Genomic DNA, 18,119 nt, shown 5'->3' with positions numbered 1-18,119 from the left:
TCTCAATAAGTGCAATTGTATAGAAACCTTTGCAGAGAGTCAATGACACCTGCAAGATTTATGCTGGGGAAAGAATGGGGAGCGGCAGAAAGGGTCGCTGGAGGTGGCGATCCTTTCTGCCGCCGCCACTCCAGCGGCAGAAAGGGTTGCTGGAGGCGGCGATTCGGACGCCGCCGCCGCTCCAGCGGCAGAAAGGGTCGCTGGAGGTGGCGATCCGGACGACGCCGCCGCTCCAGCGGCAGAAAGGGTCGCTGGAGGTGGCGATCCGGACGCCGCCGCCGCTCCAGCGGCAAAAAGGGTCGCTGGAGGTGGCGATCCGGACGCCGCCGCCGCTCCAGCGGCAAAAAGGGTCGCTGGAGGTGGCGATCCGGACGCCGCCGCCACTCCAGCGGCAGAAAGGGTCGCTGGAGGTGGCGATCCGGACGCCGCCGCCGCTCCAGCGTCAGAAAGGGTTGCTGGAGGTGGCGATCCGGACGCCGCCGCCACTCCAGCGGCAGAAAGGGTTGCTGGAGGTGGCCATCCGCGCGAGGCCGCCGCTCCAGCGGCAGAAAGGGTCGCTGGAGGTGGCCATCCGCGCGAGGCCGCTGCGCTCACACTACCGCTCCGCCCCAACCAACGGCGAGCCATCCTTGCCGCACAGCAGCGCCAGCCGGTGCAGCGCTCTCGTGCAGGCCACGTAGAGCAGCTTGGCGTCCTCGGGGGTATCGGTGTACCGGGTGCTGTCGACGCCGCATACCACTACCGCATCGAACTCCAGCCCTTTGGCCAGATGCGCGGGAAGGATGGTGATGCCGCCGGCATAGCTGCGCTGCCCCTCGCTGACCAGATGCAGCTCCAAGGCCTCATCCCGGACGTGCAGCGCCTCGTAGAGCTGCCCGCAATCCTGCGGTGTCCGGCCGATCAGGGCGATCGTCTCCATCCCCGCTTCGCGGCACTCACGGATATAGGCGAGCAGCCAGTCCGCTTCCGCCCCTGCCTCCGGCACCTCGAGCCGCACCGGCTCGCCGCTGCGGAATACCGGCTCCGCCTCCTGCAGCCCGGTGGCCGTGTGCGGGATGAAGCGGTTGGCGAAGGCGATGATCTCCATCGTTGATCGGTAGCTGAGCCTTAGCTCGTGATAGGATTGGCGTTCCTGCGGGAAGACGGTATTCAGCTCATCCCAATGCTGCAGCCCGCGGTAAGCGTGGATGCCCTGCGCCAGATCGCCCAGGATCGTGAACGAAGACTCGGCCATGCAGTCGTTCAGCAGCGCGATCTGAAACGGGGAGACGTCCTGTGCCTCGTCGATGACGACATGGTCGAAGCGCGGGCCGACCCAGCCATGCAGCAGGATATGCAGCATCGCCAGCGGCGGCAGATCCTCGGGCGCGGCGAGCTTCTTCTTCAGCAGGCCCAGCGTCGCCCGCTGCAGCTCAGCCGGCATGGCGAACGCGCGGCGCTCGTCGTGCGCCCCAGCCGCTCGTTCTCCCGTCTGCCCCGTATCGCCATCCCCGCCTGGCCGCTGCCGCGGCGCAAGCTCGCCAGTCGACTCCGCACCGGCTATCACCGCCCGCTCCCCAGCCTGCCCCTTACTGCCATCCCCGCCAGCCCCTGATGTCACCGCCGCCCGCTCGACGATCCACCTGTACACCGTCAACGCGTCCGCGCCGGGCAGCTTCTTGGCATAGGCGCGGTGCCGGGCGCGGGCCGTCTTGGCGAGCGCCTTGCGGCGCTTGGGATCGGCCACCTCGTTCAGTGCCATCTCCAGCCACCGGTTCATCCGGGCCAGCAGCCGCTCGCGCCGGGGAGCCAGCGGATCGTAGCGGTATTCCACCTCGAACCACGCCTTGATCTCCCGATGCGGGAGCGACATGCCGTCCCACGCTTCGAAATTTCCCGCCGGCAAGAACGCCGCCTCATACACCTGCAGTTGCTCCGCCAGCCACGCCTTGAACGCCAGCGATCCTTTGAGGCGTCCGGGCGTGAAGTCGTTCATGGGCGGCCGCTGTCCCGCCAGCGCGAACCAGTCAGCCTTCCCGCCGCCGCTGCTGACCGCCAGCTGAACATCGCCATCCAGCAACCCCAGCGCCCAATCGGCAAATGTCGTCTGCTTGACATCGCCGACCCCGAGCTCAGGAAGCACGCCCGAGATATAATCCAGGAACATGGCATTGGGGGCAAATACGATCATCCGCTCGGCCCGGATCTGGCCCTGATAGCGGTAGAGCAGGAAGGCGAGCCGGTGCAGCGCTACCGTCGTCTTGCCGGAGCCGGCGGCCCCTTGGATGATCAGGGCGAGGTTCCGTTCGGCACGGATGATGCGATCCTGCTCGGACTGAATGGTCGAGACGATGTCCCGCAGCCGGTTGTCCTTGCGCTCGCCCAGCCGGTAGAGCAGGAACTCGTCGCTCAGGCCGAGGTTATCGCCGCCCCGCTCGTAGCTGTCGACGACCCGCTGCAGCTGCCTGCCGCGGATGGAGAGATTGCGCTTGCGGTGGACCTCGCCATGGATCTCGCCTTCCGGGGCTTCGTAGGAGACGGGCTGTTCGCCGCCGCTGAAGGAGTAGAAGAGACTGGCGACCGGTGCCCGCCAATCGATGACATACGGCTGCTGACTGCCGTCCTGCTCCATGCCCCGCTTGCCGATATACAGCACCGCCGCTTCGTCCGCGCCGTCCTCCAGGAAGTCTAGTCTTCCGAAATAAGGCTCCTGCTGGAGCCGCTCCAGCGTATCCCGCTGTTCGAGGCGGCGCGCATCCAGCACCTGCTCCAGGAAATCGTCGCCATAATACCGTCCTCCGATGCGCGCGAGCTGCCGTCCGATCTCATGCTGGGTTTCCTCCAGTCTCTCTGACTCTTCCCGATACGCCTGACTTTGTTCCATGTATAACAACCTCCTTATAGCTGCCATTTCCCTTAGATTGAATCTGATGCTCATATGGAAACCAGGACTTTATTTTGGCATATTCGGCGAAAAAAGAGTAGACTTATAATTTTGATTTTGTTATGATGTTGAGTACAGTCATACCTATTTTAAATGGAACGTTCGTTCGCATCCAGGCGAGTGGAATAAACATAATAAAGCACCGCTTCAAGCTGCCAGAGCTTGGGCGGTGCTTTTTCTTTTATATCCAACTTACATTTTTATCGAGCCGCTGGAGATCCCCTCCACAAAATTGCGCATCAGGAACGCGAACAGCAGCAATAGCGGGATGGAGGCAATGAGGTAGGCAGCCATCATGCCGCCGTAATCGCTGAGGCCGTAATTGCCGGTCGACGCCTCAAAGGACACGAGCGCCATCGTAACGGTCTGGTTGGAGCGGTTCAGCAGCAGCGAAGGCAGCAAGTAATCGTTCCACAGGCTCGTAATATTCATAATGGCCACCGTCGTACAGATCGGGATCGACAGCGGCAGCACGACATTGCCGAAGATCCGGAAGTTTCCGGCGCCGTCGATCCGGGCCGCTTCGAAGATCTCGCCCGGCAGCTGATCAAAAAACGTCTTCAGGACAAAGATGGTGAACGCTTGCCCTCCAGCGATGTAGGGCAGGATAATGGCCAGGTAATTGTCGGAGAAGCCCAATGACTTGATCTGCAGGTACAGGGGGATCAGCGTGAGAAACCCCGGGATCAACAGCAGGCCAAACACCGCGAGAAACAACGTGTTTTGCAGCGGGAAGCGCAGCTTGGAGAACGCGTAGGCGCTCATGGCGGAGAGCCCCACGATGGCGATGACGCTGACCCCGATAATAACCGTTGTATTGTACAGCGACAGATGGACTCTCTCCCAAGCCACAGCATAATTGCTCCATTGCAAGACTTGGGGGAAGGTGAGTGTGCTTGTAGCGAACTCGATCGGTGTTTTTAACGAGTTGGCTACAATGAAGTAGATCGGAAGCAGGTTGAACACCAGCAGCACCAGCAGAATGCCTTGCCCGATCCCTAACCGGCGTTTTTTTCGCATCTTGTAAACCCCCTTCATCAGGAATCGGACCGGACCAGCTTCATATTGAGAATCGTCAGGAACAGAATAGCGACGAACATGATGAGCGCGACCGCCATGCCATACCCGAACTCGCCGTTCGCGGTCGAGACATTGTACATGTAGAGAATCGGCACATAGGTGGAATAGCCCGGCCCGCCGTTCGTCATGATCAGCGGCGGGATGACATTCTGCAGGCTGCCGATCAGCGTCAGCACCAGGATAAGCCTGAGCTGCGGAAAGGATAACGGAATATCGATCAATCGCACCCGTTTCCAGCCCGTGGCGCCATCCAGTCGTCCCGCCTCGATGACTTCAGAGGGAATGCTCTGCAAGCCGGCATAGAAGATCAGCAGGTTGAATGCGCTGATCCACGGGAACCCCATGAAGATGATGGAATACAGCGCAATGTTCGGATCGCTCAGCCACATCTGCTGTAGGAAACCGAGCCCGATCAGCTCCAGCACTTGATTGATGGCGCCATCTCCCTGATAGAGAAACCGCCAGAGCAGGATGATGACGATGCCCGGGATGACGATGGGCAGCACAAACAACGTACGGTACACATACTGCGCGCGGGTGCGTTTCAGATGAAAAATAAGCTCAGCTACAAAATAAGGGGGCACTACCGCCAAGACAATGGCGAACGCCACCCAAATCAAGGCATTGATGGTGGATTGACGCAGCACTTCATCGCTGAACAAGCGAGTAAAGTTGTCGAAGCCGATGTACCGGGGCGCATTAAAGCCGTCCCAGTCCGTGAACGCTCCGATAAATGCCTGATAGACAGGATAGTACATGAACCAGGCTAAAAAGATAAAGGTGGGTAGAAGAAACACATAGCCAGTCAGCGCAGTACGCCATTTTGTTCTGCTGCTCATCGGGTGGATCATCCTTTCTGCGCAGGCTAGAATAGAAGAAGGGAGCGCCGCCAGCCGGCCGCTCCCTTCTCGAACTGCTGCATCGTGCAGCCAGCGCTAGTATTGCGTCCAATCGACATTATTTTTGGACTCGTAATCCTTCAAGGCAGCATCCAGTTCCTTCTGCATATCTGCTTTTGCGCGTTCCAGATCAATATTCCCGCTCAGGTAAAGGTTGAAAATCCGCTGAATGTTTTTGGTCAGGTTCGGCGAGGTGCCGCCTACGCCAATCGCTTGCAGCTTGTTAGAAGCCTGACTGGCCAGTTCAACCATACTTTCCGATGGCGTCGTATCGGGCCAAGTCGGAACGAAGCGGCCATGCTCATTGACAACGGTCTCTACATGGACAGGCGTACCGACAAATTGCAGCCAGTCGACTACCGCTTCCCGCTTGCCGGGCTCCTTCATCGTCGCGTTCGCTTCCGGTGTAGAGATGGCGAACTGGAAGGCGGCGTTCGGTCCGCCAACGGCGCCGGAGACATCGGTCCCGGTCGTATAAGGCGAGTCTTCCGGTGTCAGCACCGGGAAGTTGAACGAGCCGAGCTCAAAATCAATGTTGGCGTCGCTCGCCGTCTCCGGCAGCCAGCTGCCGTCATAAAAAATCGCGGTTCTGCCAGCCAGGAAGTCATTTCTGGCGCTTTCTCCTACCACTGCAGGGTCCAATGAAAGGTGATCGGCTTTCCAGTTGTCGGTCAGCGACTTGAACATCGGCCACCAGCCCATGAAGCGCTCGTCCTCTGTGCTGAGCATCCCCTTGGCAATCGCTACGCTCTGATCGAGCGAAGACACCCCGGGGTTCCCGTCGTAGCCGGCGATTTCTTCGAACTGCTCTGCGTAGAAGTCGGAGAGGAAATGGCGTTGGAACCAATCATAATCCGGCGATTGCGACATCGCGGTAATCCCGGCCGCGTTCAGCTGCTGCGTCACTTCGATCAACTCGCTCCAGCTTTGGGGCGGCTCGCTGATGCCGGCTTGCTCGAACAGACTTTGGTTGTAGAAAAATGCAGTGGCGACATAGTCTCCGTTGATGTTGTAGCTCTTGCCGTCCGCCGAGGTCGTCTCGCTGATGACGGTCTGATTCATCGCTTCGCGCCAAGTAGGCGCGCCCTCAATATATGGGTTAGGCTGGTCGAAATAGACGGTTAAATCTTCGGCGATGCCTTTAGGGAAAATGTTATTCAATTCCGCCCATTGTCCCCAGAACACGTCGAACATTTCGCCTGCAGCTGCTTTTACGCGTACGGTCTGCGTATAATCCTTGAATTCTTCATCGATGAATTCGATCTTGATGCCAGGATTGGCCGCTTCGTATGCGTCGGCAATGTCCTGCAGCCCCGTTAAAGCTTTCAAGCCGGCGATATTTTGGGCGTTGGGCGTGTACGATTGGGCGTACATGGTAATCGTGCCCTGCCAGCCGGAAGCCTCTCCAGGCTCCGTTTCAGATGGGGCAGGTGCGGATGGTTCGTTATTGCCGCCGTTACTGCTGCAGCCGCTTAGCACCAGACCCAGCGAGAGCAGGGCTGCAGCCGCAGGTTGGACATACTTTTTAGCCGTCATATAGAAATCCCCCTCAAGATTTATTGAAAGCGTATCCTCTATTTCATCTTAATGCAGCACGCGAAGCGCCGGCAGGGGGGTAGATTTTACATGGGGATGTTTTTTTTTACCGATCGGGCTATCGGTTATGCATTTTTTTGTAGTCGGATGGAGAATAGCCGGTATGCTCTTTGAATACGCGATAAAAATGCTTGCTGTCGGCGTATCCGACCTGCTGGCTGATCTCCTGGACGGTGAACCCTCCCTGCTCCATAAGCGTCTTGGCACGGGCAATCCGCATCTCGCGGAGGAAGACGACAAAGTTCTGTCCGGTTTCGAACTTGAACCAGCGGCTGAAATAGCTGGCATTCATGCCGAAACGGTCGGCGACTGATTGCAGACTGACGCCATCGGCCAAATATTCCATGACGTAAGGTTTGATCTTGTCAATCAAAGGTCTATCTATAGCGTCTCGCTCCCGCTTGACCTTAAGCGCAATCCTCTGCATCAGCGTTCGCATCCTGGTCATCATCGAAGAGCGGGTGAGAGCGGACTCCAGCTCGGCCAGCCAATCCTCCAGCGGCTTGCCGCTGATCTCGCGAACGTCCAGGTCCATCAATCGCAGCTGGGCGCCCAGTCTGAGCAGATAGTGGATGACGATCCGGTGCAGCTCCACGGGCATGATCTGATCCGCTTGGGTCAATTGATCGAGGATGACGAAGGCCTCCTGTTGGTTGCCCGCAAGCAATTGGTCCAGCGACCGCTCCAATTGCTCATAAATGGCAGCGGACATGGTTCTCTCCGACTGAAGCACGGGCAGCGTCACCACCTGGCCCTCGCCGTAGATCATTCTGTAGGTGACGGCCAGCGATGCATCCTGATAAGCCTGCGGTGCTTCGGTCAAGCGGCGAATGCCGCTGATGCCGATCGTCACGGTCCGTTGGAAGCAGCGGGCGATCTCTTCTTTCAAGCGGCGTGCCGATTCATGGATGCCGAGGGCGGTCACTTGCGCCTCCGAGGGATAGCTCATAATGACAATGACTTGTCCGATATGATCCTGGAGCACATAAGCATGCTTATCCTCGGCGTACCATTCCTGGACGAATTTGGTCAGCGCATAACAGAATAGCTCGACGTCAAAGGGGCTGAACTGCCCCTTCTCGATCCAGTCCGGGCTGATCGCCTGGATGACGAGGATGTCGTTGTCGCGGGTATGGGGGAGCGGATAACCGGCCTCGATAATGAACTGCTCCAGGTCGTGATAGTCTTGACCAAATATAAAATGCTGGTAATACAGCTTCTCTGCCATCGGTGCCGCTTGTTTGACAGCTTGCTGCAGAGACATCAGCTTGGCCTGCTGGCTGCGCTCTTGCTGCACAAGGTGCTCTACGCGCTGGAGGGTCTGCAGCAGCTCATGGCGATCCAGCGGCTTGGTGATGAATGCCGTGACCCCGTGGCGGATCGCCTGCTTCGCCAGCTCGAACTCCTGGTAGGCGGTGAGCAGGATGCGGTGGACGCGGGGCGCTTCGCTGGCGATACGCTCGCAGCATTCGATCCCGTTCAGCCCCGGCATGCGGAAGTCGAGTATGACGAGGTCCGGCTGCAGGCGCAGCACCTGGCGCAGCCCGGACTCGCCGTCCTCCGCTTCTCCGACCAGCTCCCAGTCGGGAGCGAAGCGTTGGATGATTTTGCGCAGGCCTTGCCGGATATAGGCTTCATCATCCACGATGATAACGCGATACATAACGATCAACCTCACTTTCACTGGTTATGCTGGGGAGCAGCAGCGTAATCTCCGTGCCGTCGCCGGGCCGGCTCTCGATCTGCATCGCATACGCGGGGCCAAAATACAGCTCGATGCGCGCCGACACATTGACCAGACCAATATTCTTGTCCTCATAGGACGGCTTAAGCGTCCCGCCTTCCAGCTTGGAGCGGATCTGCTGCAGCTGCTCCGGCGAGATGCCGAGTCCGTCATCGACAATGACAACCTTTACGGCATCGTCCTCTTTGCTTGCGGCGACCGACAGTCTGCCCTTGCCCTGCTTCATCTCCAGCCCGTGATAGAAAGCATTCTCCACCAGCGGTTGGATGAGCATCTTGGGGATATAGTGATCCATGAGCTCCTCATCTACCTGAATCGACATCTCAAAGCGCGAGCCGTAACGATTCTGTTGTATAGAAGTAGTTGAGCAGGTAAGCCTGCTCTTCCCGCAGCGTAATAAAGTCATTGCCTGGCTGCAAGGAGGCCTTGACCAGCTTGCCGAGGGCCGTAATCATATCCACGGTGGCGTCGGCTTCATCGATCTCCGCCTTCATCTTGATCGTCTCCAGCGTGTTGAACAGGAAGTGAGGATTGATCTGCGACTTGAGCGTACGCAATTCGCTGTCCTTGCGCACGATCTCCGCCTGATACAGATTGCGGATCGTCTCATCCAATCTGCCGCTCATACGAATGAAGCTGCGGATGAGCTGGCCGATCTCATTGCGCGGCGGGTTGTCGTATTGAATCTGGAAATCCTCGGTCTCCACGCGTTTGATCAACGCGATGAGCTTGTAGATCGGGATTGTCATCCGATGCGAGATGGTAATCGTAATGATGATAGCAAGCACGATACAGACGAGTCCGATCAGAATCATGGAATTGCGCACATTGGCAATGCCCGATACAATCTGCGAGACCGGCACATAGCCGACGACGATCCAGTCCATCTTGCCGACAGGGTGATGGACCAGAATCGTATTTTGCTGATGCAGCCTGACGATCTGCGGCGGGGAGGCGGGCTCCTGAAGCCCGACGGCATGTTCCAATATCCCTTCGTCGAGGGGCTGGCTGGCGAATACGACTCGCCGATCCTGATCGAGGAGGAAGAAGGAGCCGTTTTCCTCGTGATTGATCCGGTTCATAATACGACCGATGTCCTCGAGCGTGAAGTCGACTTGAAAATAGCCGGCCGTCTCCATCACCGTTGAGGAATAGTAGATCTTTCGGATCAAAGAAAAGACTTGAATCGGTTCCATCCGTTGGGCGTACCCCGAGCTGGCAAGCTGATGAAGACTGAGATGGGTCACGATCCGATCGGAGGATCCGAAAGCTCTCTCATCCCAACGCGCTTCCTCCACCTTGAGGCTGTCGTAGGGATACCCGGTGCTGTAGACACGCCGCTCGCCGGCGCCAGGCTTGCTGAAGTAGGTGATGTTCTCTACGCTTTCCCGTTGCGACTGCCAGAAGCTGAAGGTCTTCTCGATCTCTTCCTTCATCTCAATCGTCTGCAGTGGATCAGACGGCTGGCCATCGGTCAGCATGTCCTGAAATTCTTTATTGTAATAGGGCATGAGAGTAAACTGCTCCAGTTCACGGATGTACATCTCGATGTTGGAGGCTGTGCTGATGGCGACCTGTTGAACAAAGTCGCTGACCTTCTTCTCCATCGCGTCGCTGTATAGGCGATAGGCGCCCATGCCTAGCACGGACATCGGCAATACGATGAGCACGATGTAAGTCAGGACAAGCTTTTGTTTGAAGGTCAAGATCCTTTTCATCGCGGGCACCTCGTTTCGTATAGATATCGGTCAGTCATACAAAGTCTGTCGGGCCTCCGTACAGTGTACGGAGGCCCAGGGGCGCAGTCAACGGCGGCTTAAGGGGCTGTTCAAAAAGTCCGCTTTTGATCACGAAGTGACTCAGGATGCGAATTCGACATCGAATCTTGAACGCAGTCGAAACTTCCGGTGCTCACGTAGCTTCCAGCTACGCTCCGCTCCTCAGTTCCTTCCTGCCTTCAACCTTCTCGGTGCTGAAAATCGACCTTTTTGAACACGTATCTAAGGGGTCAAGAGATAAAGCTCGACGTCGCCCAGCAAACCATAATCAAGCAGATCGTAGTCGCTCGCCGGCGGCGGACCGGCGAGCGGCGAGCGCTTCCAGGCGCCTGGCCACGCCGTATTTCTCAGCTTCTCATGATCCAGATGAGGACCCATCAGGTTGCGCCAGGTGCCGCTGACGCGATAGTCCACCATGTGATGCACCCCAGGACGGATATGGGGTGTGATCTCTAATTCATGTCCATGATCGACCCCGATTAACCCCGCCTGCACGCCATCTACGGACACGGAGATGACAGCGCCTTGCCAGCTCGGGATCGAGACGACGATGCAAGCATCTGCATCCGGGGCCTGGAAGGTGTGACGATACCGCATCGCATCGGAGTAAAAGGGGTATCCGCACTCGCGCCAAGAGCCAAGGGCAGCTGCACGTTCCCTTGCAAGCTGCCAGCCTTGCTCGCCGGGGATGACCGAGAAAGCACCAAAGATGTAGATCGGCTCCAGCTCCATGAAGATCGAGAAGGGCCGGCCTTCCAGCCGGATGGTGTTGCGCCCGCTTTGCAGTGCGTCGCGGATATCCAGACTGCCCATATGGTGATCCAGCCGGGAGCCTTCGGCAGCCGCCGGACACGCGATGCCGTTCACCGAGATCCGGTACAGCTCGGGTCGCTCCAGCTCCAAGCGCACCGGTCCGACGCCTTCCAGTTCTGCGATCTCCAAATGATACTCCGCCACGATGCCGCTGCGCGCGTCCCAGGCGCGGTTGCGATCCAGGAGCCGGCTCTTGAATTGCACCGCATTGTCCCAGGGGTTCGTCTCGAAGCCGTGATGCTCAAAGGCATATCTGGAGGCATGGACGGTGAAGAGGCCCTCGTAACGCTTGGTGCCGGCGGTCAGATCGCAATGGAGCAGAGGCAGCACATTATCCCGCTCCGGCAGGATGGACCAGTCGGATGTAGCGAGCGGCTGGCGCATTAAGTCGGTTGCGGGAGGCAGGACGATCTCCTCCTGCGGCTCTATTGGCAGGCCGGTGCCAGCCTGCACGGCCGCAGGGGCGAGCGGCTCGGCATGCACCAGGACGCGCAGCAGTACAGAACCGGATCCTTCCAGCTTCATGTCAAGGCTGACTGTGCCACCCTCTCCTGGCCGCTGCTCAGGATAGGTGACTGTGCCGTCGAAAGGATGCCATTGCTCCACCTGCTCCCCGGCTATCGTCAGCGTTCCCGTCGATCGCCGTTTGCCGGAATTCACAACAAAGTAGAAGGCCGAGCCATCCCCGAGGTCCCGACGCAGATGAGCCATGCCGCCAGGCGCATCCCCTCGCGCCGCTGTCCAGACAAGGCGCGGCGTCCAGGTATCGGACAGACGGTCCAGCAGCTGCGCCGTATCGGATGCCTTGTGCCATCCGCTCTGCCGCTGGAGCCGGGCGGCTTCTCCGCTGCGGCAGCCTTCCACGAGCTCCGGCGGGTCGGCAGCCGCGAGGACGGTGCCCCCTGCGTCCAGGAAGCGGGAGAGCAGGTCGACTGTCGAGCGCTTCAGGTGGGTGACGGCAGCAGGGATGACCAGCACTTCGTACCGGGCTTGACCTACCCGCAGTGCAGCGTCCTCCACCGACCCGTGCCGCTCCATGATGAATTCATCGCATAGATCGAAGTCCCACTGGCCCTCGGAGAGTGCCTGTATCAGCTCCAGCGTGGCGTCAATGCCGGCCCGGTAGACGGGACAGCTCGCTACCGTCTCTGCGGTTACCAGGAAGCTGGAGGTGGTCGGGTTCAGTACCGCAATCCGGTTGATCGATCGCCCTTGCGACAGTGCATAGGACAGCCGGGCATAATAATGATTCAATTCAGTATACTCGTCCCACCAAGGCTGACGCCAGTCAAAGGACTGGGGATGATCGCGTTTGCGGGCGCCGGCGATCGTCCCGTAGGTCAGGTGCTGGTTCATAAAGTTGATGCCGTGCACGTAGAGCCAATCGCCGATCCGCTTGTAATCCTCAAAGGTCGAATCCCAGCCGCCGGCGCCGTAAGACTCGCACAGCACACGCTCGCGGCCGAACTGGTTGGCGGCGCTCTGCGCCTCGCGTACCGTCAGCATGGCGACAGGGTCATGGTTCAGTTGATCATAACTCGTCGGCTCAGGAGCTTCCGGGGAGGCGGGCTTCGGTCGCAGCAGCTTCGTCTCCAGGAAATCAATAGCCGGCCAATGCATATATTCGTACAACGACATGACCGCCGGCGAGGTACGGTGGAACGGATGCGGCCACTGATGCTCCAGGTAGTGTCCTGTGAAGGCAATACCCTGCTGCTCACACCATTCGGAGATCGGCCGGATCGAGTTGTTGACCCAGAGCGAGCGGATCGTGCAAAAATAATCGTAGCGGACCTTCTCCGGCTCCACCGGATAATCGGATGGCATCACCACGTCGTGGAACAAGCACGGCAGATAGTCGCGCAGGTCATAGCCATTCAGGCGCTCGAATTCGCCGGCGAACCAATACGTATACGGCAGCGGTGTGCCCGCCTCGAACAGGTTGCCGGGGGAGATCTCGGGCTCGTCGGTGAAGAGTGCGGGGATCTGCGAGCCGAACCGGTCGCCGAAGTGCCGGCGGTACTGCTCATGCGTCGTCTCCAGGAAGCGCTGGGTGACCTCGGGCCGTAGCAGATCGGCGTAGGCAAAACCGCCCAGCCAATTGTTGGTCTCCGGCGTGCCCAGCTCGAAGACCCAGAAGCGCTCACCATAGGAAGGCCATTCTGAAACGGGGAGCCGCGTCACCTCCTGGACGACCTCCCAGGGTGAATGGCCATCTTCGCCTGCGCGGACGGCAAACGCCTTGATCGGATGCCCGGGCCGGTTAAGCATGATCGACGAAGGCCCCCGCTTACGCTTCAGTTGCTCGACATCGTAATCGTGGAACAGGACAGAATTCGCCAGACAGTCCGGCAGCTCCGACGGCACATGCCCGCCGGCAAAGCCGGAAGGGTAAGAATTTTCATCATAGATGTAGAGCTTCAATCCGAGCCGCGACGCTTCTTCCAGCGCCTCTTCCCAGCGTGCGAACCACGCTTCGGACAAGTAAGGGGTAACCAGTCCGGGCCGCGGGTGAACGAAGGCACCGCCAAATCCGTGACTGGCCAGCTCCTGCAGCTGGAACCGGATCTGCTGCGGCTGCATATCGTCATTCCATACCCAGAGCGGTGCGGGACGGTAGATGGCGGAAGGATTCGCGAACGCGGCCAGGCGCTCGTTATATTCAATAGTGGACATCAGGCTCAGCCTCCTTTGATTGACTAGCCCAAGTCTAGCAGTCGGATGAGGCGGATGTCTTGGCACAGGCGGCAGAAGGCAGGTGCACTTTTGCAAGATGTTGCACTATAATACGCTTAGAGAGATGTGGGGAGGGGGCTGTGTAATGACGACACGGGACAGAACGAGGAGGATCGACATGCTGGCGGCGCAGCCGGTCGTTCATTTCGCCGAACGTGCCGTCTCCGAGCCGGATGATGTGTGGGGGCCGCGCATCAACCCGGATTGCCAGCTGCTCTATGTGCTCTCCGGACAGATCCAGCTGGAGCTTGGCGCCGAGAGCTATACGCTAACACGGGGAACCTGTGCTTTCTATGGCAGCGGCAGTCCGCACCGGATTGCGACGCTGCCCGGGGGGCCGGCTGTGCTGTACAGTGTCCATTTTGAATGGGAGGCCGCAAGCCCGGTGCCAGTCCATCCATCGCCGGGCATCCTGCCGTGCCGGCCCGGTGAGCAGCGGCTGCCGCCCCGCGAATATCAGATCGCCTGGGGGCCAAGCCACGCTAGCAGGATGTCGCATGTGCTGCACGCACCAGAGCTGGAAGTGTTGTTCCGGCCGATTGTGGAGGAATACATGGAGCAGGGCGAAGGGTACGAGACGGCTCTGCGCGGGCACATGACGACGCTCTTGATCGGATATCTCCGCAGCCAGAGACAGGAGCGGCCGGACCCTGCCCTGAAGAGAATCGCACCGGCACTGGATGCGATCGCGCTGGAGCCCGGCCGCGTCTGGTCGAGTAGGGAGCTGGCCGGGTTGTGCGGTTATCATCCGGTCTACTTTGCCGATCTCTTCAAGACGGCGACCGGCTTGAGCCCCAAGGCTTACACCGTGCAGAAACGGATCGCGCGGGCGAAGCGGCTGCTGCTGACCGGCGAGAGCATCACGGATATTGCCAAAGCGCTCGGCTACGACAGCGTCCACTACTTCTCCAGGAATTTCCGGGAGGTCACCGGGCTGACGCCGTCCGAATTCCGGCTGCGGCCGGAAGAGTGAGCCGACACGTTAACCGAGATCGCCGCGGACCCGATCCTTCCACAACGCTATGTTGGCTATGGCATGCTGCTCGCCGCCCAGGTAGATATCTTCGATCGTCATGGACCACTGTCTAAACTTGCGGACGCGATCCTGGTCAGGGATCGGGCTGGTGATTTTGCCGATCCGCCCGACCAGCTCCCGATTGCGCCTCAGAATGTAGGGCGTGTCCCACTTATGATCGTACGCGTCTTTGAACAGTTGGATCATATGGCGGTAGCCCTCTTCCGTATAGTACGATGGATGTTGAATCATATAACAGGACACCAGCCAAAAATGCAAAGCGTACAAGGCCGGATCCTCGTGCTCCCAAGCAAGCGGGTATCCGAATAAATCATAACAGGTCAGTCCGCCCGGTTCCTTGGCGCCACACTCGCTGCATCGCCTGGGCGCCGCCAGGGTATTGGTGTAGTCGACCATTCGACATCGCTCCTTTCTAGAAGTATACACGTATCGCCAATGTTCCACAGGAAGTGTCAATGTTCCACATGGAACATTTTAAAGGATGACGTAACGTTAATGTCAATATACGACTTAGGGAGGAATCATCATGCGTGAACCCGAGAACATGACTGGGGAATATGAACAGGTTCCCTATATACTCCGTACACAAAATGCCGAATACAGCAGTCCATCCATCTCCGGATCGCATATCTCGGATATCATCACCAATCTCGAGTTACATGAGTTTATCGTCATCGAGCCGGCGAAGCCTATTAAAGACAGCATTTATATGCAAGCCGCCATGTTTGGATCCTCCGAGGAAAGTGTCACGGTAGAGGTCCGATTGAGTTACGACGAAGAATCTTTTAAACATTACAGCTACGAGACAACGGACAAGCAGAAAGTGGTCCGATTGTTTCTGGATTATTGGGGCTTGCAGCAGATGCCGGACTTGGCGGAGTGGGCAGATATTAGCGACCAATTTTAATCGGCTTATTGCTTCCGTTACCCGGTCTGGCGGCCAAGCCGATTATCGACATTCTGTTCGGGATCGAAACCTGGTGGCGGCGTCGCCCCTCCCCCAAGTGATTGAAATCATAGGTCAGCCTGGTGCTTCTGGGGAAGCAGCGGGCTATGTGCCTTGAGTAGGATATCGAATGGTTATATTGACTTCTTACAAATCCGATTGGAAATGTCTATGGAGCGATTCGGGTAACGCTAATATACTTTTTGAAAGCGCTACAATATCAATCATGTTAAAGGAAGGGGTTATCTTATGGCGGCTCGTAAATGGTGGATGGTGGTGTGTATATTTGTCCTGGTATTCGTGACGGCTTGCAGCAGTGGAGAGGGTACATCGGGCAACCGGGTCGGCGATAACAATGAAGGAACGAACAGCGGAGTCAATGAACCGTCCGGTACCAATAACGGCGAAGAGACAGCGGCTGCAAATCCCAACGTGACGCCGGAGATGGACTTCGATCTGGGCGGACGCACCATCAAGCTGGTCTCCTGGTATGATGAGGCCATCCAAACGGACAGCCCGGACAGTATCCAGCGCAAGGAGAACCTGGATGCGTTGATGGAGAAGCACAACTTTAATGTGGAGTATGTCGTAGTCGATTATGGGGAATACCGCGACAAGATCGCGGCATCCCTGCTCGCGGGAGAGCCGCTCGGCGACATCATCCGTCTGGCCAGACCGTGGATGATGCCGGCACTGGTCAAGCAGGACTTGTTCTGGCCGCTGGATGATTACGTGATCAACGATAACGCGTTCGTCCTGCAGTATACGACCGACCACTCTCAGTTCGAAGGCAACGGTTATGGCTTCCGGATCGGCGTTACCGGTGCGGCGTCAGGTATCTTTTACAACCGCAGTCTGATGAATGAGTTCGGCATGAAGCCGCTCCAGGAGTACGTAGACGAGGATAACTGGAACTGGGATACGCTCATCCAGGTTGCCAAAGAAGCGAATAAGGATACCGACAATGACGGCAAGCTCGATCGCTGGGGCCTGGCGACGGCTTCCATGCTCATCCAGGCGTTGTCCTCGAATGAAACGGGACTGGTCGAAGGCAATAAACAGATACTGGATGACCCCAAAACGCAGGAATCCTTTAACTTCATCTCCCGCCTGGCTACGGAAAATGTAGCCCGCCCTACGGAGGGCGGAGACTGGACGGAGCCCAAACAGTTTTTCCTGCAGGGGAACACGCTGCTCTATCCGGGGATGGACTATGAAGCCAATGACTTCAAAGCCGATATGGCGGAATTCGACGTGGGCTTCCTGCCCTTCCCGAAAGGTCCCAGCGCAACCAACTATCATACGCATGTGACCATTCCGAACTACTATACCATCCCCAGAGCAGTCGAGAATCCGGAGCAGATCGTCTACCTGTGGGAGAAGATCTATGATATCGAATCCATCTACGATTATCCCAAACAAGCCGATCTGGAGAAGTTTTTCAGCAATGAAGACGATATCAACAATGCCAAAAACGCGGCAGAGAGTATCAAAGTCATCGAGCAGGGCGATTACTATCCGTCCATGCCGTATTACGAGCTGGTCGATGAACTGGTAGAGGGCATATCTGTGTCGACGGTCATCGAGAAGTATAAAGTGCCGTTCCAGGCTGCCATCGATGAAGTATGGGAAGCGGTGCCGGCCGAGTAACGAGTAGACAACCGTATAGCTTCACACCGGAGGGTATTGGGAAACCAATGCCTTTTTGGTGTCTTCCAGTATCTTCTTGGCCATGGATGGCGGATACCCCTTTATCTGCTTGAACAGGTTGCTGAAATAATAAATGTCCTGGAAGCCGCAGCGTGCAGCGGTCTCCGTCACATTGAAATCCCCGGCCAGCAGCATCATCTCGGCGCTGTTGATGCGGATGCGATTGAGATATTCTTTATACGATGACCCGGTGTGCTGCTTGAACAGCTTGCCCAGATACACCGGATGCAACTGCACCATATCGGCCATATCACTCAGCTGGAGCGGCTCGGCATAATGGTCCGTGATATAGTCGATCACTTTTTTGATGCGCGGGTCGGTGCGGCTAGCGCCTTGCATGTATAAGTTTGTCAGCAAACTATGCAGGATCAGCTCGAACAGCGCCCGCGCCCGCATCATATAGAAAGGTTGCTTGTCCATCCAGACCTGTTTGAATTCTCGAATGTAGGCGAGTACTTCTTTGGTAATCATCTTCTTGGTGACCACGCCGAACGGCAGCGCAATATGATTGTGCGGTCCGGCCCAGTGAAAGTTGAAGGGATAAGCATGCATGGGTGTCTTTTCAAAGGTATGCGCTTCCCTGGTGCTGCCGCCGGGGATGTACAACAGATCACCCGCTTCGACGAGATAGGCCTCGCCATTGACGAGGTAACGGGCCTTGCCGGCGATGACGAAGGTCAGATCATGAAAACTGATTGTCCGCTTCTCTATTGTCCAGTCAGGAAAGCACTTGCGGTCAACAAACAAAAATATATTCGGCACCAGATGATGGAATAAAGGGTTGTCGATGACCGATCACCTCCTACTTTGAAATATAACGACTTTCGTGTTAAATTACAAATGCTGGCCCAGCCTGAG

The 18,119-nt window shown here is 57.6% G+C and carries 14 protein-coding genes; 4 read left to right on the top strand and 10 right to left on the bottom strand.

The genetic code is table 11. From position 1 onward, the window contains the following. The first annotated feature begins 74 nt into the window (after positions 1–74). Positions 75–680, top strand: coding sequence for a hypothetical protein (locus tag ABC336_RS14150; RefSeq protein ID WP_413239255.1), 606 nt, complete (start codon positions 75–77; stop codon positions 678–680). Here the strand turns inward: ABC336_RS14150 and ABC336_RS14145 are convergent. The 8 genes from ABC336_RS14145 to ABC336_RS14110 form a co-directional block, all read right to left on the bottom strand. Beyond that, positions 596–2,863, bottom strand: coding sequence for a HelD family protein (locus ABC336_RS14145; RefSeq protein ID WP_413239254.1), 2,268 nt, complete (start codon positions 2,861–2,863; stop codon positions 596–598). The two genes, ABC336_RS14150 and ABC336_RS14145, sit on opposite strands and share 85 nt — an antisense overlap. 252 nt (positions 2,864–3,115) lie before the next feature. Continuing rightward, the gene (locus ABC336_RS14140) at positions 3,116–3,943 is read right to left on the bottom strand and encodes a carbohydrate ABC transporter permease (RefSeq protein ID WP_413239253.1); all 828 of its coding nucleotides are present in this window, start codon (positions 3,941–3,943) and stop codon (positions 3,116–3,118) included. 17 nt (positions 3,944–3,960) lie between these two features. After that, on the bottom strand, positions 3,961–4,842 hold the full coding sequence (locus ABC336_RS14135; RefSeq protein WP_413239252.1) for a carbohydrate ABC transporter permease: 882 nt from the start codon (positions 4,840–4,842) through the stop codon (positions 3,961–3,963). Positions 4,843–4,938: 96 nt separating this feature from the next. Further along, positions 4,939–6,438, bottom strand: coding sequence for an ABC transporter substrate-binding protein (locus ABC336_RS14130; protein ID WP_413239251.1), 1,500 nt, complete (start codon positions 6,436–6,438; stop codon positions 4,939–4,941). 118 nt (positions 6,439–6,556) lie between these two features. After that, positions 6,557–8,161 (bottom strand): response regulator, encoded by a 1,605-nt coding sequence (locus ABC336_RS14125; protein WP_413239250.1) that lies wholly within the window; start codon positions 8,159–8,161, stop codon positions 6,557–6,559. Then, positions 8,136–8,537, bottom strand: coding sequence for a sensor histidine kinase (locus ABC336_RS14120; RefSeq protein ID WP_413239249.1), 402 nt, complete (start codon positions 8,535–8,537; stop codon positions 8,136–8,138). Before ABC336_RS14120 ends, ABC336_RS14125 begins: the two co-directional genes overlap by 26 nt. Positions 8,538–8,565: 28 nt before the next feature. Beyond that, the gene (locus ABC336_RS14115) at positions 8,566–9,960 is read right to left on the bottom strand and encodes a cache domain-containing sensor histidine kinase (protein ID WP_413239248.1); all 1,395 of its coding nucleotides are present in this window, start codon (positions 9,958–9,960) and stop codon (positions 8,566–8,568) included. Positions 9,961–10,242: 282 nt separating this feature from the next. Continuing rightward, on the bottom strand, positions 10,243–13,509 hold the full coding sequence (locus ABC336_RS14110) for a glycosyl hydrolase (RefSeq protein ID WP_413239247.1): 3,267 nt from the start codon (positions 13,507–13,509) through the stop codon (positions 10,243–10,245). Between the two features lie 145 nt (positions 13,510–13,654). On the opposite strand from ABC336_RS14110, the gene ABC336_RS14105 reads away from it, so the two are divergent. Beyond that, on the top strand, positions 13,655–14,542 hold the full coding sequence (locus tag ABC336_RS14105; protein ID WP_413239246.1) for a helix-turn-helix transcriptional regulator: 888 nt from the start codon (positions 13,655–13,657) through the stop codon (positions 14,540–14,542). Between the two features lie 9 nt (positions 14,543–14,551). On the opposite strand, the gene ABC336_RS14100 is transcribed toward ABC336_RS14105, so the two are convergent. Further along, positions 14,552–15,001: a DUF5946 family protein gene (locus ABC336_RS14100; protein ID WP_413239245.1), complete on the bottom strand. Its 450-nt coding sequence runs from the start codon at positions 14,999–15,001 to the stop codon at positions 14,552–14,554. A 130-nt stretch (positions 15,002–15,131) separates the two neighbouring features. On the opposite strand from ABC336_RS14100, the gene ABC336_RS14095 reads away from it, so the two are divergent. Together ABC336_RS14095 and ABC336_RS14090 are read left to right on the top strand one after the other, a co-directional pair. Beyond that, a complete protein-coding gene (locus ABC336_RS14095; protein ID WP_413239244.1) occupies positions 15,132–15,512 on the top strand; it encodes a hypothetical protein in 381 nt (126 codons plus the stop codon). Between the two features lie 288 nt (positions 15,513–15,800). Further along, the gene (locus ABC336_RS14090) at positions 15,801–17,201 is read left to right on the top strand and encodes an ABC transporter substrate-binding protein (RefSeq protein ID WP_413239243.1); all 1,401 of its coding nucleotides are present in this window, start codon (positions 15,801–15,803) and stop codon (positions 17,199–17,201) included. Positions 17,202–17,222: 21 nt separating this feature from the next. On the opposite strand, the gene ABC336_RS14085 is transcribed toward ABC336_RS14090, so the two are convergent. Beyond that, the gene (locus ABC336_RS14085) at positions 17,223–18,008 is read right to left on the bottom strand and encodes a helix-turn-helix transcriptional regulator (protein ID WP_413239242.1); all 786 of its coding nucleotides are present in this window, start codon (positions 18,006–18,008) and stop codon (positions 17,223–17,225) included. Positions 18,009–18,119: the final 111 nt, after the last annotated feature.

Origin of the sequence: Paenibacillus jepli (genome assembly GCF_047238105.1) — a bacterium.
Taxonomy (GTDB): domain Bacteria; phylum Bacillota; class Bacilli; order Paenibacillales; family Paenibacillaceae; genus Paenibacillus_D.
Note: the sequence above shows the minus strand (reverse complement) of the source record. Positions and strands in the feature narration are given on the sequence as shown.